Source organism: Sporosarcina sp. BI001-red (assembly GCF_003384035.1).
In the GTDB taxonomy this organism is placed as follows: Bacteria; Bacillota; Bacilli; order Bacillales_A; family Planococcaceae; genus Sporosarcina.
On record NZ_QQAK01000015.1, the window covers coordinates 37,801 to 63,652 of the forward strand.

Sequence of the window (25,852 nt, forward strand, 5' to 3'; positions counted from 1 at the left end):
AGCAAATCCTAAAACACCTGTTAAAATGAAATCCGGACCTGACATTCTTTATATAATAGAGGTTATTGACCTAGACCTCAATTTTGCTGTTTGATGAATCCTATTCTTAATAGTTAGGATTGCCCTACAGCTCGTAAGTCATACCTAACCATACCTAATTACGGCTAAGTCAAACTTCCTTTGCCTGGAAAGTGATAGCGCAGGACGATACGATATGAAAGAATAATTAAAAAACTGATTAAATGAGGAAAAAAATGAAAAAGAAACTAGTAATTTCAAGTATATTTATAAGTTTTCTGCTGTTTAGTGCTGCAGTAGTTTTCGTGGGATATTCGGTTTATGTTTTTCTGGTCTATTCTAACATGGCACGGGGATCCAATTATATGGAAGATGAGTTATCCGAATATGCACAAGATAAGTTTGGACGAACAATTGATATTGTAGATTGGAAATTAGGAGAGGATGATGATCGCTATAAGGCTGTAGTGCATGTGAAAACGCTGGATCGGCAAGGATTTAAGTTTCTTATTCGTATTAACAAAAAGGGAGAGGTCGCGAACGATAATTATCAAGAACTCATAACTCGTGACGACGTAAACAATCGATATAAGGAGAGCGAAGAAATAAAAGCACTCCAAGCAATTGGATTTTCATCGATCACTATCGGAAATGAGGTGTATGAAGAGGACTTGGCGATAAATCTTCCTGAAGATATTCAGTTGTTTGACCCAGCTGCATTTGAAATACTATATGATTCTTTACCCATTATCCATCAACTGAATGAAAAAATAACGGCGGATACCGGATATCCTTTGGAAGTGCTTTCTGTAAATGATAAGTGGCTTGACCTCACTAAGAGTTATGGGAATGTAAACTCTATAGGTCAGGAGTTTGCCCGTGAAAGTCCTGAGATATTCTACCCGAATTTCTATAATGATGACTTGCTTGTTTTACAGGATGGCCTGGAAGATTTAGAAGAGACAATTCTAAGATTGAGACTTGCAGACGCGAACCTGTCCTGCTACGAATTAAAAGACTTTGAATCGTGCAAACACTATGAAGTCGTTATCGATACAACGGAACAGGAAGACGGTTCGGTTTTTCATACGAATGAAAAAGAGGACTTGGATGGGCTCTTATTAGTTATTCATCGACTTCAGAAAATCGACTTACCCATTGATCGGGTAAGTTTGTTTCCTGTACTTGTAATTGCCAAAGCAGGTGTGGAGCAGGATTATAGAGCGTCTGAGGTATTCATTTCACCAATTGACGATGTTAAGACCGTTCGCGATATACGTTTTCAAGTAAGGTGACTATTGCAAGGAGATTGAGGATCAGGAAATTTCTATACTTTACACCCATGCTTGTGGTTTGAAACTCAACTACTTCCTATATTACTTTAGTGGCGTCTGCAAAATATGATCAACACAGAAGGACAATTATAGTATGCTATTGTTGCGGGGTCTTGATAAAGGACTTTCGTCAATGTACAAGGGACATGTAAATGGTGTACACAGATAAGAAAAGTAATATTTGGAGTTATTGAAATAGGATTAAGAAGGAATTTAGCTCTATATCGGAAAGATTTTGAAGGCCAAGCTGGAAATGTAGCATTGTCGGTTTCATACGAAATGGTTGAAGAGAGCAGGTGGAGATGATTTTTAAAGTGAATAAAGATCAACTACTTACAGTATTAAAGATATCGTTTCCCATATTGCTCCTGGCATTCGCGATTTTTGAAATACAAAAAACAGTGAGTGGGATTGACATCAATTCGTTTCGGTATGAACTGGGTCAAATACATCCATGGGAACTTGTGCTTGTCATAATTGTTTCTTTTAGTGCAATCATTCCTATGCTCTTTTATGATGTGATATTGGCTAAAGTACTGAAAATTACAGTGAGAACGAGGAGTTTGTTGCAACATTCGTTCATCACCAACACGTTCTCGAATCTTATCGGATTCGGTGGTCTCGTTGGGGTAATGCTACGCAGTTATTTCTATTCTAAGTACAAGGAGGAAAAGGAAGGGATTTTGAAAAATATCGCTTCTGTGACCCTCTTTTATTTAACAGGGATCTCCTTACTAATGTGGATTGTTCCTTTGTTTTACTGGAACTTCCCCCTATTAAAAGAAACAAAATGGCTCCTGATTGCCGTGATCCTATTGAGCTTGTATTTCCCAATCTTTATAGGAATTTTTATCATGCGCTATCGAAAAGTAAATGCGTATTCAATTAGTGCAAAAGCGGCTGTTCAGCTCATCATAACCTCGGTAGCTGAATGGATATCGGTTTTTTTAGTAATACTCTTTTTAACGGTTGTCTTGAATATTCCTATCGAGTTATCTGCGTTGATTCCTATTTTCTTGATTGCTTCTAGTGCGGGAATTGTAAGTATGATTCCAGGGGGTGTAGGTTCATTTGACCTCGTTTTCTTGTGGGGAACTCAAAGTATAGGAATAGCGGATGAAAAAATATTATTTTTACTGATATTATATCGAGTTGGCTACTTTGTCCTTCCGTTTCTATTTTCGGCTTTACTGTTCGTGAAGGAATACTGGAGACGATGGAACCATTCTTGGGATGACGTTCCAAACGTCATCGCTCAAAAGATGAGTCACACATTATTAACGATATTGGTATTCGTCTCGGGTATTGTTCTTTTACTGTCTGCCTCGGTGCCGGGAGTTTTAAGTCGTCTAAAGGTTATGCAGGAATTCCTATCCCTTCCGATTATGAATTTGTCCCATCATTTGACTGTAGCTGCTGGTTTTATCCTTTTAGGGTTATGTAGGGGCATCCAATATAGGGTAAAAAGGACATATCAACTTACAATTATCGTCTTATGCAGTGCTGCCTTATTTTCAATAATAAAAGGATTTGATTATGAAGAGGCTATCTTTTTAATGATAGTAATGGGACTGCTAATTGTCTCCAAAAGTCAGTTTTACCGTGAGAGTTATGTATTAACATGGGGAATTATTCTAATTGACGTGGCTGTGGTTGCATTCATCACCTCGATGTATGTTTTCATTGGCTATTTGAACTTACCGACTTCGAAAATTCATATTCCAATTGAATTGCGTGACTATATCATTACTGATTCCCGGGACTTATTTTACAGTGCCGTTATTGGGCTCGTGATAGCCGGAGTCATTCTATTTATAGGTTCGCTCATTCGTAAACCAAAACAAATGGAAATGCTATCTTCAGTTGACCAGGCAGAAAATGTGGAAAATCATCTAATAAAGTATGCGGGTACTGAGTTTTCTCATTTAATCTTTCTGCATGATAAATATATATATTGGAATAAAGAAGAGACTGTATTATTTTCTTATCAAGTTTACGCAGATAAGATTGTTGTCCTTGGTGATATGGTTGGCATAGAATCAGATTATTCTTCAGCTATCGAAGATTTCTTGAAAACAGCGGATTTATATGGGTATACGCCAGTATTCTATGAAGTAAGTACAAGGGTGTTAGCTCTTTTACATGATCAAGGGTATGGATTTTTTAAGCTGGGAGAAGAAGCATTTGTAGATTTAGGGACATTTACGTTATCCGGAAAAAAAATGAAAGGGTTTCGAGCAGTTAAAAATAAGTTCGAGAGAGAAAACCATGTGGTTGAAATTCTCAGTCCGCCATTTTCTTCAGAGTTGTTGAAGGAATTAGAAGATGTCTCGACCAGGTGGTTACAAGGAAGAAGGGAAAAAGGATTTTCTTTAGGCTTTTTTGACGAGGATTATTTGAACACGGCACAAGTCGCTGTTTTAAGAAATGAGGATGGAATTATAGGTTTCGCCAGTTTAATGCCGATGTATGATAACGGTGAACGAATTTCGATTGACCTTATGCGATATAATCCTGATGCACCGTCAGGAACGATGGACTTTATTTTTCTATCGTTATTTGAATGGGCAAAGGAAGAGGGCTATCATGTATTCAATATTGGCATGTCCCCTTTGTCGAATGTAGGGAAATCGAGATATTCCTTTTTGAGTGAAAAGATTGCGGCGCAAATCTTTTTACACGGACAATACTTTTATCATTTCCAAGGATTAAAAAACTTTAAACAGAAATATGCAGATTCTTGGGAAGCGAAATATGTAGCCTATCGAAAGAAATCATCGCTGCCATTTACAATTGCTCAAATAACATTGCTGATTGGACGTAAAGGTAAATAGTAAGCAGTAAAAGCACTGTCGTTATGAAGTGCTTTTTTTCGTATAACGGATGATTCTTTAGTATTTCGTCAATGATTCATCATGGTGGGAAATACTATTCAACGTCTGCTTTTTTAATCATTTCATCAATGCGCACGCAATGTAGACCTCTTTGTTTTACATCCATTAAAACATCATCCAAAGCAACCATCATATACTTCGGGGCATCCTGATCCGAACCAATTGTCTCCCCGCTATCATGAAGCAAGATGACAGATCCTTTCCTGATATTACGCAGTAACAAGCCTTTTAATTTATTTTGGCTAACATCCCGTTTCCAATCACCAGGCATCATGGACCAAAGCACAATGTCATACTTTTTTCTGAAGAAAAGATCGTATGCATTAATAATTCCCCAAGGAGGACGGTAATATAATGGTTTTATGCCTGTTATGAATTCGATAATATCAGATGTCTTCTTGATGTGTTGATGAGTAGTGGTCCATGGCATCATGAACCAGTTCGGGCGGTGTGTATAATTGTGTATTCCAATTTGATGACCTTCTTCGTGAATTCTGCGTATGATGTCTGGATGCTGATTTGCTTTATGCCCCAGGACAAAAAAAGTTGCTTTCACTTCGTGCTTGTTTAGGAGAGCCAACAAATGTGGCGTATACAAAGGATCAGGACCGTCATCGAACGTAAATGCAATCTGCCCATCATTCCCGCCTTTTCTAAAAATCCCAAGACCAAAAATTCTAGTCAGAATCCAAGGAAGAAACACGTAAATGGCGATAAAACTTATTCCAATCCATTGCAAGCTTTTTCTCACGCTTCATCGCCCTTTCTGTGAAAACTAGTTACTCAGCGAGTATTTTTGTCAGTATTCGAGTAAAACATTCTATGTGTATCCATTATCCTGGTTAAGGCGTGATAAGCGGCTTTTTTAGTGCGAACTTTTTTTGCGTTCATTTTAAGTGTGGACAACACTTGTGGATCATGTAAGATATTTACCAGTTGTTGCAATAGACCTTTTTCATCCTTCGCTTGAAGTGCGACTTCCGCGTGCAGTAAGAAAGAGGCATTATCTTGTTCTTGGCCAGGGAGCGGTTTGTATAAGATCATCGGTAATTCAAGAGCCACCGCTTCTGACGTTGTTAACCCGCCTGGTTTCGTAATGATCATATCGGAGAGTGCCATCAGTTCATGGATGTAATCAATATAACCTTTCACAATAAAACGATGTTTTTGGTTTTTCAATTGCTCAGAAAGTTTATCTTTTAATTTTTTATTACGCCCACAAATAACGATGAATTGAATCGAGTCCAAGCGAGTGTCTTTTTGTAACATATGAATGAACGACTTACTAATCATCCCTAAACCACCGCCCATAATTAATACGGTTGTAATTGTTTGCTGCAAGTAATGCTTCTCACGCAATAGTTGACGATCGTAGGTCAGGCTGAACTGTGAATGAATGGGGATTCCCGTTACAGTAATTTTGTGATTTGACACACCTTGACGTAACAGACCGTAACGAGCATACTCCGAACCGACCAAATAATGGTCAGTATGTGGATGTATCCAATAACTATGATCAGTATGGTCTGTGATAACCGTAACCGTGGGTATCGTTACTAATCCACTCGCTTTTAACATAGACATAGCGGCGGCTGCGGAAGGGAATGTGCTAACGACCACAGAAGGTCGAACTTCATTCAACAAAGTAATCAATCGTCCTAATGTGTAAATCTGGATTTTCTTTAAAAGTACCGAAGAAATTGAATTATCTAGTCTTGTTTTTTGGAACAAGTAACCATATAACGAAGGCAGTTTCTCGAGCCACATTGTATAAAAATAACTGCCGATGACATGTATGTGTGGGTGTGTCCATTCCGCGAAGTCGATCACGGTCGTTACTATATCAGATCTGTTTTCCCGTGCGGATCCAGCAATTGCGTGGGCAGCTTGCTTGTGTCCATCACCCAAATTTCCGCATAGAAGTAATAAGTTATAGTCTTTTGTTGCATGCATGGATTTGCACCTCATCATTCAATTTTCTATAAGAAGATTTGCTGAACAAGCCTCTATAGGAGGAGATCTGTCAGTGGAGAATTAGAGATAGTTCAAAGAATTAGTATGCCTAAAATTGAGAGGGGAGATAGAAATCTTAAATTACTCATCAGACTAATTATTAGCTTTCCCAAGATGTTACTTTCTATGAGCATTACTGGATGTACAATGATTGGTAAGGTTCTCTGTGAACATAAAGAAGCCAGTGCATGAAACAATCCGAATTGTTTCATGCACTGGAAAGTAACTTTATTGAACGAAGAATCAGTACTATGATTTGCAGAGATGCAGTCTTTCTAATATTAGGCAGGGGATTGGAAATATTGCTAGCCAACAGGATTCCAATACTACAGAGTCATGAAAAAAGATACACTACAATTGATCAGGCGTATTAAAAAATACGTTCGATTGTTACCTGCAAAGAAACCATATATTTTACCGTAACGTTCCCGTGTTTCTAATTTTTAAATTGACAGTAACATTGTAGTCTAAGTCAGAAGTAACCTTTCTTGTAAGTTCCTCTGTCCATTTCCCTTTGTAATACATTCTAAAGTATTCACTAATTCCAACTGGATCTAGTTCCATTTCCTGAAGATATTGAAGGGTATCTTCAACTTCTTCTTTTAGATGTGCGTTAATTTCCTTTTCTAGCTTTTTGTATTGCTTACTATTAGTTAAATCACGATCTCCCTTATATTCAATTAGTACTGCCTTTATTTTAAGCTCAATAGCAACCTTAGGGGTTTCAGTACTTTTATTACTGGATATCTTCACTTTACTATCGATTTGTTCTAAAAAAGCTTCTTTATCTATTTCATTGCCGTGAAATGTTACTGAAATTGGGGAGAGCTTGTTCACACCACTTAATGCTTGGATTAACAAAGACTTTTCAGTGGAAATTGTATCAATCATTTTTTTGTTATCGAACAAAGCGATTTTTGTTATTTTCAGTACATCTTCTTTTTTTTCTAAATAGGGAATCATCGTGTGGTATACAGGACTCGTTTGTGTGTTCATATAATCATGGATCGATGTAAAAGGGCTGAATGAATTATGCAAGTTTGGTTGAAACAAATCATTTAAATAAGCGTCCATATGTTCATTTTCTGAGTAATTCCCGCTCAAAACATCTTCTACATCATCTTTCACAATAACCAAGCGGACATTATTTCCGAGTGTTGAATCACGGTATAGATGTTGTACAACTTCGGTTACTTTTCCGCTTCTGGCAAATTCCTCGCTAAATAATAGCGTTCGCAGCTGATTTAAAACAATCATCTTGTCCGACTCCGAAGATAATTTAACAAGACCTTCTTGAATCATATTTGTATGAATAGAAAATACTTGTGTTGGGACAGGGGAATCGTTGGGCGGCAGTGGAATTCCTATAGTCATCTTCATTTCACCATGGTCGCCGAGGTCAAATCCCATGCTGCTTGCTAAAGCCAAATCCTCTAATGACGGTTGTGTTTGTTCACGATCACTGCATCCAGTTGTCAAGATTACACTAACGAGAAAAAATAGGATTATAACTTTCCTCATTCGCCACCCTCGCTCTTCTTTGGTTTAAGGATATGGATGAAACAAAGTAAAATGGGCCACAGAAACATCGCATACATCAAATAAAACACACGTTCAAACATCAGTTGTTGAAACTCCTCCATGTAGGGGAATTCAACGAGTACGAAAACTACTGCCGCTATTATATAAAGATGAATCTTTTTAGGAGTTGAACGAATTGAATCCAATCCCTTTTTCGCGACCCATAAATAAGCAGCAACAGTAGATAGAATAAGGAAAACCCACATTGTGATACCGAGTACATCGATTCGCTCCAGGAAGGATAACTCAACTTCTTTGAACAAGTTCAGAACAGGATAAAGTACATTTTTAAGCTGCCATTGTGAGAAAAACATGACACTTACGAGGGAAAAACAGAATGTAAATCCTATGCTAATCCATAATCCAATCGAAGCATGTTTGAAAGCTTTTTTCTGATTGATGATGTGTGGGAAATAAAATGAGATAAGTTCGAAACCACCAATCGCCATTAATCCTTTTTTGGATGCTGTGAAAAACTCTTCCTTTGTGAAGTTAAAGAGAGGCAACGTATGACTAATGTTGCCATCCATTACCCCCCATTTCAAAAAGTATAAAAACCATAATGTTAAAAGAAAGCTAATCATACAAAACCTAGCGATAGATTTAATACCACCACTTACAATATAGACAACCATACATAGAAAGATTAGTAACGGAATAGTGATTTTACGGTTGATAAGGGCGACAACTTGAACTAATTCAATATAACTTGAACAGACAGCCGCTATGATAACGATAAAATATAAAAGAAGCATTATATTAATAAGCTTTCCAATCCATTTACCAAATAGCTTTTCGTGAATGACGAATAGTGTATCGTTTTTATACTGCAACCCTAACCAGATGATCGGAATTAGAAGTAAGTTCGCGACAATCCCAAATAACAAAGGCATCCACCATTGGCTGTAGCCCATGGAGCTTAATCTGTTTGGCAAAGAAAGCACTGATGTCCCAACAATTACATTCTGAATAAGGAAGATTACATGATAACGGTTTAAGGTTTTTACTTTATTCATATCCACTGCTCATTCCTCCTTTTCAACGGGAGGTGACTTCTTACTTTGTGCTTTAGCAATACCAGAAGTGTGTTTAAGGAACTTTGCTGGCATACGAACAAATGAATCTAGTAGATCCGATGACTTTCTAGGGATAATGGGGGTCATGTAGGCCGTGTTCAGTGAAGTTAACGTTAATAAATGATGAAACAACCAAGCAAATGCAATCATTTGACCAAACAGCCCAAACATACCAGCTGCGAAAATAAAGATGTACCTCATAAAGCGACTGGTATTACTCATGATGAAGTTCGGAGGTAAAAAGGATAATAGGGCTGATATTGCCACTAGGACAATCAATGTATTACTTACAAGGTGTGCTTCAACCGCAGCTGTTCCTATTACAATACCTCCGACAATACCAATTGTTTGTCCAATCTTCGTGGGCATTCGTGATCCGGCTTCTCTTAATATTTCTATAACGAGTTCCATGAACAGGACCTCTATGAGGGGAGAAAAAGGTACCTTCTCTCTTGATTCTTGAAGGTTTAGTAAAACATCAAACGGTAACATTTCAGGATGATAGGTTAACACCGATATGTAAGTAGGTGTCATGATAATCGTTAAGAAAAAACCAAAGAAACGTATTGAACGTAAAAGCGACGCTGTCATCCAGCGGTTATAGTAGTCCTCGGGAGATATGAACAATTCGAAAAACGAAATAGGACAAATGATTACCCCATTACTGTTATTCATCAGGATGACAATGCGTCCATCCAATAGGGCAGACACAGCGTTATCTGGACGATCTGTTTCGTGATATTGGGGGAAAGGTGAAAAAGGGTGATTGTCCATTAACTTTTGTAGAATTGAACTATCATTAAATCCAGGGTGATTTACATTCTGGATTTTATCAATCACTATGTCTAGGTTTTCTTTATTAGCAATGTTGTCCATATATAGAACAGTAACTTGCGTGTGGGTTTCTGTCCCAATTACAAAGTTGTTGCTTTTTAGGTTCAGATTTTGAATTCTTCGTTTAATAAGGGATAGATTGGTTTCTAGTGATTCGGTAAATGCGTTAGTGGGGCCTATGACAGTAGATTCTGTATCGGTAACTGTAATCGAAGCGCTAGGTGCACTGAAAGTATTTACTTTCAAATAAACATTTTGTTTTGGAAAATAGACAACCGTACTTCCTTCCGTGATAGCTGAAATTAGTTCGGAAATGTTAGGTTGCACAATTACTTCAGACGAGTTTTCTAGAATTCCTTCAGAAAGGGGACGGATAACCATCTGATGTAATGTGAGTTTGTCGACAAGAGAACTGAAATAGATTAGTGTCACTTCGTCTTCAGTAGTTTCAATCTGTTTGAATACGGCATCCTCAATACCCGCCAATTTGGATTTTAGTGCTTCGATTGGAATCCCCACTTTCAGATTAAGGTAGTAATAAGGTTAATATTTCCTTAAGCGTGATGGTTTATTCAAATTGGAGATGATTTACAAAGTATCTATAAACAATCAGACTCTATTAGTACAAGGATACTAATACTACCAACTAGGGAATTTCATCGATTACTGTATGCTATAGTTATTTCAAGGTTTAAAAATCGCTTGATTATTAGGATCTATCGAAAATTTACAAGTGATAACCTAGCTATAATTAAAAGAGGTGTACATATGAAAAAAGTAAGAATTGGAGTCATTGGAGCAGGATTAAGAAGGAATTTAGCGCTATATTGGCATCAGCCAGAAGGTGAATCTGAGATTGTAGCATTGGCGGATTTATCGGAAGAGCGTCAACAGAAGTTTCAAGAAGAGGTAGGAACACCAATTTTTCTAACGAAAGATTATAAAGAGTTATTGGTACGGGATGATATCGATGCAATCGCTGTGCTGTCACCAGACTATCTCCACGAAGAACATGTGATAACGTGCTTAGAGGCGGGCAAGCATGTGTATTCTGAAAAGCCGCTGGCAATTACAGTGGAAGGCTGCGACCGGATCATCGAGGCTTGGGAGAAATCAGGTAAGCATTTGATGGTTGGCTTTAATATGAGATATATGAGCATGTATCAGACGATGAAGGGGTTAATTGACTCAGGGGCTATTGGAGAGTTGAAAACAGTATGGGTTCGCCATTTTGTCGGATTGGGTGGTTATTATTACTACCATGATTGGCATGCAAGAAGTGATAAAACGACGTCACTCCTGCTTCAAAAAGGATCTCATGACTTGGATGTCATTCACTGGATTTCAGGTAAATATACAACGAAAGTTTCTGCGTTCGGAGGATTGGACTATTACGGTGGCGAGATGCCGAATGATTTGACGTGCCCAGAATGTTCGTTGAAAGATACTTGCCCTGAGTATGTACCGCATACATTTACGGAATGTGCGTTCCGCAAAGAAGTTGATGTCGAGGACAACAATATGCTGATCATGGAGTTAGAAGGCGGTATAAAAGCGTCGTACCTACAATGTCATTTTACACCAGACTATGAGCGGAACTATACGTTTATCGGGACAAAAGGAAGAATTGAAAACGATGAAGTGAATGGCAAAGTGTATTTGAAGACACGCAAAACCAATACATGGAATGAGTTTAGTAATGTGACGTATGAGTTGAAGCCAGAAGTCGGAAGTCATGGCGGTGCAGATCCCAAAATTGCACAAGACTTCATTGAGCTTATCCTTCGTGATAAACAACCACTTACGTCGCCGTTTGCCGGACGAATGAGTGTAGCGGTTGGGTGTGCAGCAACAGAATCGATTCGTTCGGGCGGCGGTGTTGTTCACGTGTCTAAAGATTCAAGTATAACCAGACTCTCATAACTCGTATTCAAGTTACCCTTTGAGAGAATGGACCTATTTACTGGTGTCATTGGTCACAAAAAGTCCAAGACATGACTTCTTACCCTAAAATACTTAAAGAGAATAGGTCATTCTATGCTATAATTATGAACATAAAGATAACTTGGGGGAGTTCATATGTTCAAAAGTAAAAGTAAACTAGTAGAAATAGATAATTTCCAAGAAGAGTTAACGGCTTTAAAAGAAAGCCAAGCTGTAAAAGAAGAGCAAGATCAGGTCCGTTTGCTGGAGTTAAGAGACGAGTTAGCGGCGGCTGTGATGCAACACGAGAAAGTTAATGGACAGCATGATGTTCTAGGTGACGCGGTTGGTCAAATTGAAGAACGATTTGAAAATATTGACCAGCTGAGTGAACAAACGACTCAAAAGTCTGATGAACTATATGAAAAAGGCCGTTCTTTGGAAGATCAATCGAATGTGATGGTTACCGAAGCTACTGAAGGAACACAGGAAGTAAATGCTACAGCAGAAGTAATTAAAACTCTCGGGGAACAAATCCAAGCATCCGAGAAAAACATGACCAACTTAAGTGCGCGCTCGGATGAGATTCAATCGATTGTTGGAGTCATCGATGGCATTGCTACACAAACGAATCTACTAGCATTGAATGCATCCATCGAGGCAGCTAGAGCTGGGGAATCTGGAAAAGGCTTTGCAGTTGTTGCACAAGAAGTCCGCAATTTAGCGGAAAGTACTGCAAAAAGTACTGCGAGCATACAAACTCTGACTTCGTCACTACGTAGTGAAATTAAAGAAGCGCTGGATTCTACAAGAACAAGTGCTGAACTTGTGGATAAAGGTGTGCAAGTTAGCCTCGCTACAACTGAGAAAATCGAACGTATTTTAACTACAATCGAAAAGAGCCAGGGTGATATTGGTTCGATCCAGAAAATGATTGAAGAGCAAAAACAATTATCTGCGGAAGTAAAAAGTGAACTTCTTGATGCAAAAACACTTTTCTCACAAGCACACGGACTCATTATTGAGCATATTGAAGACGCCAAGGAAGTTGACAAGCGACTTGAAAATGGAATTCGTCAATTGACTGTCAAGTAATCGTTATGTTAAGAAAATGATTTAATGACACGAACCTATAAACAGAGGACACTGAAAAACTTACTTTTTTCATGCTAACAAGTTGTATAGTTAAAAAAGAGGCACTATTTCGTTCAAACTTGAACGAAATGGTGCCTCTTTCATTATCTTTCCATTTGTCAATATGAAGATTTTGACTATCTACTGACGAATGAATAATCCTCGTTGATTGGAGAAGAAGGCGGCGACTCTGGAGGGATCAGCGAAGATTGAAGACCCCGCAGGAGCGAAGCGACGAGGAGACTGAAATCGAGCCCCTCAGAAAGCGTCCGCCTGAAGCGGAAATCAACAGTCTCCTATACACAACAAATATTAAAGGACTTTTTCAGTGGCCTCCTATAAACGGGACGTGTCTTTTTTCGTTGTTGAAATTATTTATGGCGCAACGGGAAATACTTCCTGCGTCAATTTTTAGCTTTCCACACTATTCCGCAAATGGATTACCCCTTTCAACAGAAGGGTAGAATACTTGAACACTATGTGAAGGGGAGTTTTGCAAAATGGATAAAGTATTTGTATTGGGTGGAACTGGTTTACTTGGGCTTGAGAATATTAACGAGTTACTCGACAAGGGGTACGAAGTTTCTACAATTGCCCGTAACGAAAAGGTGATGGCTGAGGTAATACCTGAACAAGTGAAGGATCGAAATATCGGGGATATTAACAAGATGACAGATGAGCAAGTGTTGGATATGTTGCAAGGAAAAGATGCGTTTGTCTACGCCGCAGGTTTAGATGAACGAACACTCCCAAAAGCACCTGCCATGAGATTCTACTATGAAAACAATGTTCTGCCGACACAACGGCTCGCACGCTTGGCAAGGAAATCGGGCATAAAGAAGTTTGTGATTTTTGGTTCGTACCATACTGAAACTGCGGACATGTGGACCGATTTAAACTTGCAGGAGCAACCCTATGTGAAAACAAGGTTGTTGCAGGAAGAAATGGCTTTCATGGAAGGGGAAGGAGGCATGGATGTCATGTCGCTTCGTCTACCATACATATTTGGAACAATGCCGCATCGCACCCCGTTATGGAAAAGCTTTTTCCCTCGGGTTCAAGGACTAGACGTTGTAAAGGTTCCTGCTGGCGGGACTGCAATGGTTACAACGAAGCAAGTGGCAGAAGCAGCTGTCGGTGCATTGGAGCATGGTAAGCACAGAGCGACTTATGCCATCTCAGGCATCAATATGAAATATGAGGAGTTCTACAAGATGATCGCTGAGAGTCTTGGGCAAACTGACACAATCATTGAAATAGCTTCCTTGGACCAATTGAAACCTTCTGCTGAAAAAATGGATGAAACGGTCGCAGCGAACGGAAAAGAGCATGCAATCCATATGGGGAAACAAATTGAAATGCAGAATCGAGATGCCTTTATTGATCCGAAGGTAACGATGCAAACCTTAAAGTATGAGGAAGACGATGTCCGTGACGAGATTAAAAGGACGTTGGCAGTTTGTGCAGAAGAAGTAGAGTGACTTTTCATCTTTCACCCACTCGTAAAATATTTTACGTTCACTAATAAAATCTTGTTGCGCTTTCATTGAATTCTGTTCAATGTCTGGTAGAATCGGTTGTATTACTTATATGACTCTTTGACTAGCGAGCAAATCTAAGGAGGTCGGTTATGAATATTGCGGTGGCTGTAGATGGTTCAGAGAGTGCATTACGTGCGACGCGACACGCGCTGATGTTGGTTCAGCACTTGCCGGAAACGCAGTTAGAGATTATTTTTGTGACAGATTTTAATAAGGTGGAAGACGAACGGCTTTTGACGCAAAGTCCTAAAAATCTAGCTGCGTATCAAAAGAAAAATGTCCAGCCTGTAGTGAAGTTGGCGCGTGAGGTTGGTGTGGAACCAAAAGTCACGTTGTTGAAGGGGCATACGGGTCCTACGATTATTAAATACGTGAATTCAAGTGAAGTTGACCAGCTAATAATAGGTAGTCGAGGATTGAATGCTTTTAAAGGACTTATATTTGGGAGTGTCAGTGAGAAAGTAGTAAAGCGTATGAGTTGTCCTGTGACGCTTGTGAAATAGAAAGTAGTACAAAGTGGTTTACTCAGTATATCCACCTTAAAGACTCGTAGTTTGCCGAACTCAGCAGATGCGGGTCTTTTTGCTGTTGCAAATTATTCCATTGAGCATTATTTTCATTTTCTCCTACATTTTAGAAGTCTGTTATAAGGTCTAACTAAATGTAGATAGTGGTCGAACAATACAAAAGCCTGTGTCAGAACCAATAAAATTGGTCTCGTCACAGGCATTTCGCTTAAATAGATGCTTCGTAAATCGATTTAACCGCTTGTCCAAGAGTTTCGTTAAACTCACTATCTGTTTGGTTAGCGTTCAAGTCTTGGCTTAGAGCTCTAGAGAAGCTGGCAATCAATCCTGCATTCTCTTTCAGCTTTTCATTGGCCACATCTGCTGAATACCCGCCCGATAGTGCGACAACTCGTACCACTCTAGGGTGTTGAATAAGCTCTTTGTACAAGTTGACATTGGTGGGAATTGTCACTTTTAACATGACATTTTCATCATCAGTCAACTGATCCAAGTGGTTAATAAGTTCTGTTTTTAATAATGTCTCACAAGCTGGTTTGTTGGCACTGTTAATGTCCACTTCCGGTTCAATAATCGGAACAAGACCTGCAGCGATAATTTGCTTTCCGACCTCAAATTGCTGATCGACAACCGCTCTGATGCCTTCTTCATTGGGTTCTTTGATAACAGAACGCATTTTTGTTCCGAAAATATGACGCTCGTTAGCTCGTTTCAACGTTTCATCTAAATCGGTGATAGGCTTCATGAGCTGGACTCCATTTGCTTCATCCGCAAGCCCTTTATCAATTTTAAGGAAAGGAGCAATCCCTTTCTTTTCAGCTAAATAGTCAGCTGTGTACATGCCTTCAATTTTACTGTCCATCGTTTGTTCAAAAAGGATTGCACCTAGGATATGCTGCGCGTCAAAGGCAGGAGAGGTGATGATTCTCGTCCTCATATCATGTACTAAAGTGAACATCTCATCTTCTGTTGCATACGCATCTTCATTCACGCCGTATGCTGCAAGTGCCTTAGGGGTACTGCCGCCACTTTGGTCAAGCGCTGCAATGAACCCTTTACCGTTTTTCACCTTGTCAAATTGTTTTTCATTCATTCCGACCACTCCTATTCTAAAGTGTGTAGCTTCCTGAAAAGATTTTAAAGATGGACTGACAAAGCCAGTCGTCATATCTATTACTCTATCACGTTTTTATCTAGTTACGCTAATGAAGCAACTGAGTTATATAGAACGCTGGGCAGTAATTGAATGCATACACACCTTATGTCCACTTATAGAAAAACAACGCAATGATTGAAAAACAGACAACTCCGAAGGCAATCCATAATATCGCCATAGGATTCCAAACGCTGACTGCCGCGCTCGCGCCCACCCCGGCTACGAATGTAACAATCCCAATGGAGAGATGTAGCATATCCTTTTTTGCCTGTTCATCTTTTTCAAATAGAATCAAATATAGGCTATTCATCATATTCCTTGCATTCCCTGTCATTATTCCATTATTGACAGGTGTAGTTCCAATTTTTCGGAATGTTGTCAGTGCATAACCGGAAAGTAGCCCCAATACAAATACCATCACAGACAATTCGATTTTTGACTGAAATAGGGCCAACGCTACTAAAAGAAATGCCTGTACATATAAGAATAGCCGATATCTTCGTAACCCTGGCAGCCTCAAGCGAGCTAAAAGAACTTCTCCTATAAATGCGCCACACATGAATCCTACAAAAGCAATCATATTCGCCAACGCCTCATATGGATGACCTGTAAATAACTTGACCCCAAAGGTTACCATGTTGCCAGTTTGGGCACTCACGAAAACATGGTCTAATTCCATGAATGTATACGCATCTATAAATCCCATCAAAAAAGCAGCACAGATTGTTAATAGGCTTGTAATCCTTTTGGTGTGTAACTGATCTCTATCCATTTAGCTCCCCTTCCTGCTGTATGAATCCTTTAGAACTATGTATATCTCTGATTTACCCTTAATCAGTGAGAGATATCCATGAAGTTTAAAGAAGAGTGTGATGTACTACTGAAAATGAATGACTAGATTTGTAAGAACTCGTCAATACTCAAATTGAAAACATCATTCACTCTATTTTTATGGGGCAATACGTGTCTGTGTTCATATTTTTAAAAATAGGTCAGAGTGTGAATTTTGGAAAGTATGAAAAACAATGAAACTGGGGAGGTAGTACTTATTATGGCGGATAAATATCCAAAAGATGACGCGAATACAAAACAACAAATGCAACAAGACATGAGTCGCCGGAAGTTCCTGAAAAATTCAGGTTTGGTAGCAGGTGGACTGGTTGGTGGATCATTACTTGGAGGCTTTATAACAAATGGTTTCGATTCCAAAAAGATTCAAAAGGTTGAGAAGCCTAAGGTTGAAGCAACTGATGTACATGAAGCATTACAATTCTTTACTCGACATCAGGACTTTATGGTACTGATGGCTGCAACCGAACAAATCTATCCGGAGGACGACCACGGACCGGGTGCTATTAAATTAGATGTTCCCTACTATATCGACAAACAATTGGCTGGACGTTGGGGGATCAATGGAAGAGATTATAGGCATGGTCCATATACAGCTGTTTTAGATCCAAGTGATAAACCTGCAGGACCAGCAGGAGAACAATCCATTTTAGACCGTGGCGACATCTTCCTTCAAGGAATTAGAAAGATGGATGATGAAAGTCAGAAACGATTTAAGACTACATTTGATAAAGCTGAGTCGGATCAGCAAATTGCAATTCTGCAGGACTTTGAAAACGATAAAGTGAAAATGACCGGACTCGTCGCATCTGAATTTATGGCGTTACTGATCCAATCCACATTGGAAGGAGCTTACTCCGATCCAGTTTATGGCGGTAACAAAAATATGGAAGGTTGGAAAATGAAAGAGTTCCCTGGTTCACAAGCTTCTTACGCTGGCGTAATCGAAAGTGATGAGTTTCAGAAAATGGAGCCTGTTAGTTTACGGGACTATCAAGGACATTAAGCTAAAAATTGAGAGGAGGAACTACAATGGTAAAAAAATTACCTAAAGTAGATGCGGTTATTGTAGGATCAGGTTGGGCTGGAGGGATCGCTGCAGCAGAACTAACGAAAGCGGGACATAAGGTAGTCATACTCGAGCGGGGTCATGACAAAAAACACGAAGATTTCATAGGGACAAAAGATGAGCTTCGTTATTCAAAGCGATATGATCTGATGCAAAATCTTAATAAGGAAACCATCACTTCTAGAAATTCCGTGGACAAGACGGCACTTCCAGTTAGAAATAATTCAAAAGCCAGACTAGGAAACAATACGGGCGGTGCTGGGGTTCACTGGAACGGCATGACATTCCGCTGGCTACCATACGATTTTGAAATCTACAGTAAAACGGTTGAACGCTATGGGGAAGACAAAATTCCGACGGAGTCTACCATGCAGGACTGGGGCATTACGTATGATCAGTTAGAGCCATACTATGATAAATTTGAAAAAACTGCGGGTATATCAGGGGAAGAAAATCCACTCGGCCCTCCTCGATCGGATAAGTACCCCAATCCGCCGATGAAAGATACACCAACAATTAAGTTGTTTAAGAAAGCCACTACTGATTTGGGTTATCATCCATACCATATGCCTTCTGCAAATCTCTCCCAAGCGTATGAAAACCCAGATGGGGAAAAGTTAAATGGGTGTGTGTATTGCGCATTTTGTGAAGAGTATGGATGTGACTTTGGAGCGAAAGCCGATCCGATTGGAACCGTTCTTGCAACTGCCAGAAAAACAGGAAACTTGGAACTTAGAAATAATTCAAACGTAACGCAAGTAACTCATGACGGGAAGCGCGCAAGGGGATTAGTTTATACAGATACGACCACAGGAGAGGAATTTGAACAACCAGCCGATATTGTTGTTCTTGCAGGATTTGTATTTACAAATACGAAACTATTGCTAGTCTCTAAAATCGGAACCCCTTATAATCCGAAAACAGGACAAGGCATCATCGGTAAAAACTTCACAGGTCACTTCAATAACCTATCGACTTACATTGGGGCACGCGGCTTCTTTGAAGATAAGAAATTCAACAACTTCATGGGGACAGGATCATTAGGCGCAACGATTGACGATTTTAGTGGAGACAACGAAGATCATACTAATCTTAAGTTTCTACATGGATATGAGGTCCACTATGGTCAGTTAGGAACACGGCCTATTGCGAATAACCAAGTGCCAGAAGGGACGCCTGCCTGGGGGAAGGACTTCAAAAAACAAACGTTGAAATATGCAAATCGCAATTTGTTCATCACTTCTCAAAGTGGATTCTTGCCGAACAAAGAAACATATATGGACTTAGATCCAACCTATAAAGATGCATTGGGAAATCCTCTTTTGCGTGTGACAGTTACTTATGCGCAACAAGACCGTGAACGAGCAAAAGCAGGAGTTGCACGTTGTGCGGAAATTATGAAAAAAATGGGCGCAGATACGATGAACGTTGATGAGGTGAAGGACGACATAGAATTTGACCATAAATTTTATACCGATCACTTCTTTGGCGGAGCAATTATGGGGAACAGTCCTGAGAATTCAGCGGTTAACGCCTATTCACAAATGTGGGATATGGAAAACTTATTCGTATTGGGAGGTTCTGCGTTCCCCCACAATAGTAACTACAACCCGACTGGAACGATTGGAGCTGTTGCCTATCTTTCAGCCGAGGGGATGAATAAGTATCTGAAAACAGGCGGCTTACTCACACTAGCAAATCTTAAGAAAAATGCATAATAGCCTTAGTAACTTACTCGGGCACTATATACAAAAGGAGAAGCCTGAATGCATAGGCTTCTCCTTTTGTATATAGTGAACAATAGAAGAAAAACCGGTATATCCACCCGAATTAGAACGTGATCTAGTCAGGGAGTATCCTGAATAGCCTCAGAAATGCAAACTCTAATCAATTTCTAATTGTTCTCTAATAAAACTTTAGTCCTTGAAGTGGTACAGTGGTATTAGTTAAAAGGGAGTGGTTGCTATGAGTGAAAAAGAGTTATTTATGACCATTAATGCATGTGTTGACGAATTGGATTTTGTTTCCGCGAGAAAATATATGGAAGAAAATATTGAATTTCTCAACGGACATAAACATCGGCTTCACCACAACGCGCAGGAGCTGTTCGACTTTGTTTCAGACCGAGATCGACGAAGTGAGATGTTGAATAGAAAAGAGATGAATATTATTCAGGCGATCAACAAATATGCCACTGATTTTAATATTCGAGGATTTAAGCTGTTGATAAAAGAAGGAGGGGCATTACTCAGTAAAAAAGAGACGCTCGATTACTTGAATGAAGATGCGAAAGCGTTATTGGGAAGCATGAACGCTCTCATTGCTTGAGTACGTGCAAGATGTGAAAAGAAGCAGATCGCAGAGGTATGTATAACTTAACTTGAATTCTAGAAACACTTCCGATTGGAGATACATGTAACGTATCTCCAATCGAAAGTGTTTTTCTTTGTGAAAAGTTATACGCAGAAGATATAGGACACTGTATAACGAATCCAACGTTCCCTCTTTAAGAGAAGACTGCGGGATATGTAAGTACAAAAATTTGAAATTCAAGTGGAAAAAGAACTATGAAATGGTATATTGGTAAGGGTTGGTAAAGTAAAGGGGTGGTCGTATGAATTCTAATGAATTGTTTAAAATGATCAATCAATGTGTGGATGAGTTGGACTTTATAACTGCCAGAAAGTATATGGAGGATAATATTGAACTGGTAAAAACACACAAGCATCGTCTCCAGCGGAATGCACAAGATCTATTTGAGTTTGTCTTGAACTCAGATGGAAGAAGATTGACTCAGTCAGAAATTAAAGTACTTCATGCCATTAATGATTATGCTGTCCACTTTAACATTCGTTCTTTTAAATTGATGGTCAAAGAGCATGCGGGCTTAGTAAGCAGGGAAGATACACTTACCTATTTAAATCAGGATGCGAGGGCTCTGTTAGAGAGCATGCATATCGTCAGTCCAATTGAAGAATAAAATGAAAAACACTACAATCCATAGAACGCTTGACAGTTTAACTTACTAAAAGTATGCTACTGTGGAGCAAAGTACAGATTTGTTCCACCAATAGGAGGGGTTCAATTGTCAGATTTGGTTTCTACCTTAATTAAAGAACGTCGTTCGGTGAGAAAATACGATCCTAACTTCACCATCGAGAAAGAAGAAATCCTGGAGATGCTAGAGCAAGCGACACTCGCGCCTTCGACTAGCAATCTACAACCATGGCAGTTCCTAGTCTTTCTAGATGCGGAAGCACGACAAGACTTAAGAAAGATTGCGTACAACCAAGAGCAGATTGAAACTGCCTCTGCGGTCATCGCCGTATTGGGAGACAAAGAATTTTATCGGAATATAGATCCTGTTTATGACAGCATGTCTGAAGCTGGTTTTGTGGATGATGCCAGCAAAGCAGTGCTCGTGGGGAATGCTCACAAAGCGTATCCACATGCACCTGAACAATCCCGTATCAATATGGCAACGTTCGATTCTGGGCTCGCTGCAATGCAATTCATGCTTATCGCGAAAGAGCGTGGCTATGCAACAGGACCAATGGGCGGGTTTGACAAAGTGAAGTTCGCAGAGCGGTTCAACGTAGAAGAACGTTATGTTCCGATTGTGTTAATAACGATAGGGAAAGAAAATGCCCCTGCGTATTCAACAACGAGGATTGCAATTGAAGATAAAGTAAAGTTCATCTAATAGTTTTGATGAGTGCCAGGTATTCACGAAGTCAGTGAGAATCTGGTGCTTTTTTGAGGGGAAGCGTGACTAACAGACTTATTGTGGTGGTGAAGTGGTGTGTAAAGTAAGTTGAATTTTAACTGCAAGAAAAAATGCCTGTATACGAATGAATGTCAAATTCACTCGTTCAGGCAACACTCAGTGTAGACTATTTTCACTTGTTTTCAGGTACGAGCACTGTGCGCTCCAAAGGGATTCCCCTCATTGAAACATTTCGTTTGTGAACGATATAAGGTAACCCGTCAACCAAGAAATGACCTTTTCCTTTGTACTCCGCAGTTTTACCTTGTTTTTGCAACTCTTCCGTTACTGCAATTGCCTGCTCTGTGGAACTCGTGTAACGTTCATCCAAATCTAAAGTAATATTCCCTTTGCGATACCCCATGAGTTTATTGAAACCAAACAACATCAAAAGAAACGCACCAATCGTCAATAAGATGGGCATTGTTTTTCTCCTCCTCATTAGTTGTATACAGCCAAAAGACTTTTTCTCTTAGAACGTTGTGAAATTGTTGCAAATAAATTTTTACGAGTAGCCACTAATACACAAAATGAACCTTTACAACTAGTGAAACTAAACGATTGTTGAAATCGTATAAGAATTATTCATCTACAATAAGTATACCAATCATCAAAGGAGGATGAAACCTATTTCTACAAAATTATCCAATCTATTAGGGTGTCTTGGTTGTCTCTTACCCCTTATAGGTTTTGTTTTCTTAGCTCTTGCACTATTTAAAGGGGCTGGATGGATAGGAGGCCTAAGTGGATTTGTGTTTCTAGTTTTAGCGATTCCGTTATTCGCCAAAGCAAATACTTTAGAAGAACGCAGATTGGCTAAGCAAAGAGAAAGGTTAAGCTCTCTCCAACCACCAGCGGGTAATCCAGAAAGTACGATAACGCGTGTTTCAATTGATGCGTTGACTAGAATTACGATTCATGAAGAAACACGTCAGATATTTTGTTGGCGAGCAATTGAGGATAGTAGAAAACCGGTGGCTCAACCAAGAGCTAACATGACTTACACACTTGATAATTTTGGATTCTCTGAATTGGAAGCAGTTGCGATGGTAGAGAACTCGGAAGTTATCAATATGTCGTATGCTTCCACAAATATTCCATTGCTAGAGTATATTAAACAAGAAATCATGAGCAAACTGCCAAAGGATATTAAATCCAACAAAGTACATACGTTAGCGTTAGTTATGCAATTTCGGGACGTTGGAAATCCTTTTTATCAAGTCAACTTCATCAAAGACAAACATATGGACGTTGCAACAAATAGTCCTGAATATGCAGAACTATTTAATGTGTTGGAGCTTTTGAACACCAATTTAACGAACATAATCAATAATCAGCCATTCCAAGACGCTGAAAAGAGTACCATCAAGAAACCTAATACTGTTCCGAAAGTTGATATTAACTCAATTAGAAGACCTCAAGACAACGGAGCAAAGGTGCTTGGTAAGATGGATACATCCTATCAATCTAACGACCAACAGGTGATGGGGCCGTCAATACCTTCTTCAACAGATGAAATTGTCCGTGAAGCCATACCTCCTAGTCACACAGAAAACCCGATCCCTGTTACCGAAGAGACAGAAGACAAACCAAAAGAGCTTTCCTATTTCGAAAAACTCGTATTAGAGAATAAAAGGCAATTGGATAGTAAAGGCCCAGCAGAGAAAAAATGAAACCAATACTACTGAAGTTATCCTACAGGAAGTGTGATTCAAGTCGATGTGTAGGTGCATTGAGAAGAAGAAGGGGTAGAATGAGGATGCAAAAAACCGTATTCCAAAGTTGAAATTGGAATACGGTTTTAATAGATTTATTTTAATGAAGCAATTGCTTTTTTTACAGGTGTGTCACCTGCAATTACTTGGAATTCCTTACCGATGGTTGAGTTGTCTTCTAAACAAGCAAGAAGCACTTGAGCGATGTCATCTCTTGGAACTTTGTTCGCATCGACTTTCTCAGCAGCTTCGATCTTACCAGTTGCGTCGTCGTTCGTTAACATACCTGGATGAACAATTGTATAGTCTAAATCCGTTCTGCGGAGCCAATCATCTGCATAATGTTTCGCTGCTACATAAGGGGCGAATGATGAATCCGCTTCTTGGATTGCTTCACGAGTTGTGTCATAGGAACTGATCAATACAAAACGCTTTACGTTCGCTTGTTTTGCAGCTTCGATTGACTTCACTGCGCCATCCAAGTCAATTAACATTGTTTTGTCTGGACCCGTTTTCGGGCCGGACCCGGCTGCAAATACAATCGCATCTGCGCCTTCAGCAGCTTCAGCAATTTTCTTCGTGTCATCTTCTAAATCCACTAAGACCGTTTCAGCTCCTAAGTCTTCGAAATAAGAAGCCTGTTCTTGTTTCCGTATCATCGCTTTGGCTGTTAACGAATCACTCTTCTGAATTAGCGAAACAAGTTCTTTACCGATTTGTCCATTCGCTCCAATAACTAGTACTTTCATAATATCCAACCTTTCTATCGTTCACGTTTTAAGATCTTCCGCAGGTAACTTGAAGCTGGGAAGAAATTATATCTATATAATCTATACCCGGTTTGGTTTATTCCTAACATTTGTAGTATTGAACTACAAAAGCGTACTAATTCGTTTCCAGATTATTGAGTGGTATAGTTGTCACAATGAACAGACTACAAATAGGGAGTGTATTAAATGAAAATTGAAATCTGGTCGGACTATGTATGTCCATTTTGCTACATCGGAAAACGTAAGTTGGAACTGGCGCTGGATGAAATCAAAGGGAAAGACCGCATAGACATCGAGTTTAAAAGTTTCCAATTGGATCCGGACTCTCCGAAATATAATGGGCAAGATTTCTATGAAAGTATGGGAGCTAAGTTTGGCGGCGCTGAGAAAGCGAAACAGATGATGGGTTCGATTGTCGAACAAGCTAAAGAAGTTGGACTCGAATTCAATTTTGATACGATGAAACCGACAAATACGTTTGATGCACATCGAATGACGAAGTTTGCGAAAGTGCATGGAAAAGACGCTGTATTAGCGGAGAAATTGCTCTATGCTAATTTCACACAATCTAAAGACGTAGGCAACGAAGTGATTCTTGTTGAACTTGCGGTTGAAGCAGGTTTATCCAAAGAAGAAGCACTTGCTGTTGCCAGTAACCCGGAAGCTTATGCAGATGAAGTTCGGGCAGACATCGAAGAAGCAAAACAGCTAGGTGTCACAGGCGTTCCATTCTTCGTGTTCAATCGGAAGTATGCAATCTCAGGTGCGCAGCCTCCAGAAGCATTTCTACAAGCAATGGAGAAAATCCTGGAAGAAGAAAAGCCAGTATCCGCATTTCAAAACTTGTCACCAGACAATGGGGTAGATGCAACGTGTACAGATGGTAGTTGTGCGGTTCCTGAAGAAAAAAAGTAATTGATAGGATACCGTCACTTTTACTGTTGGATGGCGGTATATTTTTAATAAGGGGATGTAAAATGGGATGGGGGGAATATGTGTATGAATATTGAACAGGGGCACCGTAGTGCAATTGGATTACATGAGTTACGGATAAAAGAACTTCGAAGTAAATTGTCGCTTTCAGAACAAATGGAACTTGAAGAACTCGTAACTGTTAAAAATGATGAGCTGCCCGGATTTGAACAGATGCAAGTTCACAGCGAAGTCATCCTCTACGCGATTCGAAATTACAAATGGGAGGATCGTACCCCGGAGCCTACATTTCTTCAAAAGTTAGTAAAAGCAAAACCTGCTCCAAAGTCCTATAAACTATCCTTTCCAGAATTACCGGATGCAGATGAAGAGGGCTTTATGTTTTCACTCATGCTGGATTTCCGTCAAGTCATAGAAAACGTCGGACTGGGCACGGAATGGCCTAAGATGTTGCCGGCAGAGTGGGAAGTGTATTATGGAGATCCGATGGATGATGGCGAGAAGCAATGGTTTGATACTCTTCCGGATCCATCCTGGTGTCTCGCGAAGCTGATAGAAGCAAAAGGATTGGAAGAAAAAGTGGCACAGCACGGTGAACAGATGATTGAGATGCTCGCATGGATAAAAGAATACTGGGGAAACGGTTATCAAATTTACGCCGACTTGGCCGATGTTTTCGATTACTACGGGGAAGGCATCTAATCGTAGACGGCAAACCA

Annotated in this window: 23 protein-coding genes; 14 read left to right on the forward strand and 9 right to left on the reverse strand. The window is 39.6% G+C overall.

Annotation, left to right across the window (positions count from 1 at the left end):
• The first annotated feature begins 254 nt into the window (after positions 1–254).
• Positions 255–1,313 carry a hypothetical protein gene (locus tag DVB69_RS14615; RefSeq protein WP_116019855.1) on the forward strand — a complete coding sequence of 353 codons (1,059 nt, stop codon included), beginning with the start codon at positions 255–257 and terminating at the stop codon, positions 1,311–1,313.
• 353 nt (positions 1,314–1,666) lie between these two features.
• On the forward strand, positions 1,667–4,186 hold the full coding sequence (mprF, locus tag DVB69_RS14620) for a bifunctional lysylphosphatidylglycerol flippase/synthetase MprF (protein ID WP_233505419.1): 2,520 nt from the start codon (positions 1,667–1,669) through the stop codon (positions 4,184–4,186).
• Between the two features lie 94 nt (positions 4,187–4,280).
• Here the strand turns inward: mprF and DVB69_RS14625 are convergent, their stop codons facing one another.
• From DVB69_RS14625 to DVB69_RS14650, 5 genes are all read right to left on the reverse strand, one after another.
• Entirely contained in the window at positions 4,281–4,997 is a 717-nt protein-coding gene (locus tag DVB69_RS14625; protein WP_233505420.1) for a polysaccharide deacetylase family protein, read from the reverse strand.
• A 32-nt stretch (positions 4,998–5,029) separates the two neighbouring features.
• On the reverse strand, positions 5,030–6,199 hold the full coding sequence (locus DVB69_RS14630; RefSeq protein WP_158541104.1) for an MGDG synthase family glycosyltransferase: 1,170 nt from the start codon (positions 6,197–6,199) through the stop codon (positions 5,030–5,032).
• A gap of 474 nt (positions 6,200–6,673) precedes the next feature.
• Entirely contained in the window at positions 6,674–7,780 is a 1,107-nt protein-coding gene (locus DVB69_RS14640) for a Ger(x)C family spore germination protein (RefSeq protein WP_116019858.1), read from the reverse strand.
• Entirely contained in the window at positions 7,777–8,856 is a 1,080-nt protein-coding gene (locus DVB69_RS14645; protein WP_370452998.1) for a GerAB/ArcD/ProY family transporter, read from the reverse strand. The genes DVB69_RS14640 and DVB69_RS14645 overlap by 4 nt, the downstream gene beginning before the upstream one ends.
• Before the next feature lie 9 nt (positions 8,857–8,865).
• On the reverse strand, positions 8,866–10,269 hold the full coding sequence (locus tag DVB69_RS14650) for a spore germination protein (protein WP_255415331.1): 1,404 nt from the start codon (positions 10,267–10,269) through the stop codon (positions 8,866–8,868).
• Positions 10,270–10,518: 249 nt separating this feature from the next.
• On the opposite strand from DVB69_RS14650, the gene DVB69_RS14655 reads away from it, so the two are divergent.
• From DVB69_RS14655 to DVB69_RS14675, 4 genes are all read left to right on the forward strand, one after another.
• Positions 10,519–11,673, forward strand: a complete 1,155-nt coding sequence (locus tag DVB69_RS14655; RefSeq protein ID WP_116019861.1) for a Gfo/Idh/MocA family protein — start codon at positions 10,519–10,521, stop codon at positions 11,671–11,673.
• A gap of 156 nt (positions 11,674–11,829) precedes the next feature.
• Positions 11,830–12,768 carry a methyl-accepting chemotaxis protein gene (locus DVB69_RS14660; RefSeq protein ID WP_116019862.1) on the forward strand — a complete coding sequence of 313 codons (939 nt, stop codon included), beginning with the start codon at positions 11,830–11,832 and terminating at the stop codon, positions 12,766–12,768.
• A 539-nt stretch (positions 12,769–13,307) separates the two neighbouring features.
• Positions 13,308–14,288, forward strand: a complete 981-nt coding sequence (locus DVB69_RS14670; RefSeq protein WP_116019864.1) for an NAD-dependent epimerase/dehydratase family protein — start codon at positions 13,308–13,310, stop codon at positions 14,286–14,288.
• Positions 14,289–14,437: 149 nt separating this feature from the next.
• A complete protein-coding gene (locus tag DVB69_RS14675; RefSeq protein WP_116019865.1) occupies positions 14,438–14,851 on the forward strand; it encodes a universal stress protein in 414 nt (137 codons plus the stop codon).
• Between the two features lie 232 nt (positions 14,852–15,083).
• Here the strand turns inward: DVB69_RS14675 and DVB69_RS14680 are convergent, their stop codons facing one another.
• A complete protein-coding gene (locus DVB69_RS14680) occupies positions 15,084–15,968 on the reverse strand; it encodes a fructose bisphosphate aldolase (RefSeq protein WP_116019866.1) in 885 nt (294 codons plus the stop codon).
• A 166-nt stretch (positions 15,969–16,134) separates the two neighbouring features.
• Positions 16,135–16,803, reverse strand: coding sequence for a YoaK family protein (locus tag DVB69_RS14685; RefSeq protein WP_116019867.1), 669 nt, complete (start codon positions 16,801–16,803; stop codon positions 16,135–16,137).
• 279 nt (positions 16,804–17,082) lie between these two features.
• On the opposite strand from DVB69_RS14685, the gene DVB69_RS14690 reads away from it, so the two are divergent.
• The 5 genes from DVB69_RS14690 to DVB69_RS14710 all read left to right on the forward strand — a co-directional run bounded on the left by DVB69_RS14690 (position 17,083) and on the right by DVB69_RS14710 (position 21,652).
• Entirely contained in the window at positions 17,083–17,886 is an 804-nt protein-coding gene (locus tag DVB69_RS14690) for a gluconate 2-dehydrogenase subunit 3 family protein (protein WP_233505422.1), read from the forward strand.
• A gap of 26 nt (positions 17,887–17,912) precedes the next feature.
• Positions 17,913–19,667 carry a GMC family oxidoreductase gene (locus DVB69_RS14695; RefSeq protein ID WP_116019868.1) on the forward strand — a complete coding sequence of 585 codons (1,755 nt, stop codon included), beginning with the start codon at positions 17,913–17,915 and terminating at the stop codon, positions 19,665–19,667.
• 247 nt (positions 19,668–19,914) lie between these two features.
• On the forward strand, positions 19,915–20,277 hold the full coding sequence (locus DVB69_RS14700) for a hypothetical protein (protein ID WP_116019869.1): 363 nt from the start codon (positions 19,915–19,917) through the stop codon (positions 20,275–20,277).
• Positions 20,278–20,563: 286 nt separating this feature from the next.
• Positions 20,564–20,929 (forward strand): hypothetical protein, encoded by a 366-nt coding sequence (locus tag DVB69_RS14705; protein ID WP_116019870.1) that lies wholly within the window; start codon positions 20,564–20,566, stop codon positions 20,927–20,929.
• Between the two features lie 105 nt (positions 20,930–21,034).
• Positions 21,035–21,652 carry a nitroreductase family protein gene (locus tag DVB69_RS14710; protein ID WP_116019871.1) on the forward strand — a complete coding sequence of 206 codons (618 nt, stop codon included), beginning with the start codon at positions 21,035–21,037 and terminating at the stop codon, positions 21,650–21,652.
• Positions 21,653–21,848: 196 nt separating this feature from the next.
• Here DVB69_RS14710 and DVB69_RS14715 read toward each other — a convergent pair whose 3' ends face one another.
• Positions 21,849–22,139 carry a hypothetical protein gene (locus tag DVB69_RS14715; RefSeq protein ID WP_116019872.1) on the reverse strand — a complete coding sequence of 97 codons (291 nt, stop codon included), beginning with the start codon at positions 22,137–22,139 and terminating at the stop codon, positions 21,849–21,851.
• A 196-nt stretch (positions 22,140–22,335) separates the two neighbouring features.
• On the opposite strand from DVB69_RS14715, the gene DVB69_RS14720 reads away from it, so the two are divergent.
• Entirely contained in the window at positions 22,336–23,388 is a 1,053-nt protein-coding gene (locus tag DVB69_RS14720) for a hypothetical protein (RefSeq protein ID WP_147300781.1), read from the forward strand.
• A 137-nt stretch (positions 23,389–23,525) separates the two neighbouring features.
• Here the strand turns inward: DVB69_RS14720 and DVB69_RS14725 are convergent, their stop codons facing one another.
• Positions 23,526–24,179, reverse strand: a complete 654-nt coding sequence (locus DVB69_RS14725) for an SDR family oxidoreductase (RefSeq protein WP_116019874.1) — start codon at positions 24,177–24,179, stop codon at positions 23,526–23,528.
• Positions 24,180–24,386: 207 nt separating this feature from the next.
• On the opposite strand from DVB69_RS14725, the gene DVB69_RS14730 reads away from it, so the two are divergent.
• Complete coding sequence (locus DVB69_RS14730) at positions 24,387–25,115, forward strand: DsbA family oxidoreductase (RefSeq protein ID WP_116019875.1); 729 nt, start codon at positions 24,387–24,389, stop codon at positions 25,113–25,115.
• Positions 25,116–25,199: 84 nt separating this feature from the next.
• A complete protein-coding gene (locus DVB69_RS14735; RefSeq protein ID WP_116019876.1) occupies positions 25,200–25,835 on the forward strand; it encodes a hypothetical protein in 636 nt (211 codons plus the stop codon).
• Positions 25,836–25,852 lie beyond the last annotated feature (17 nt).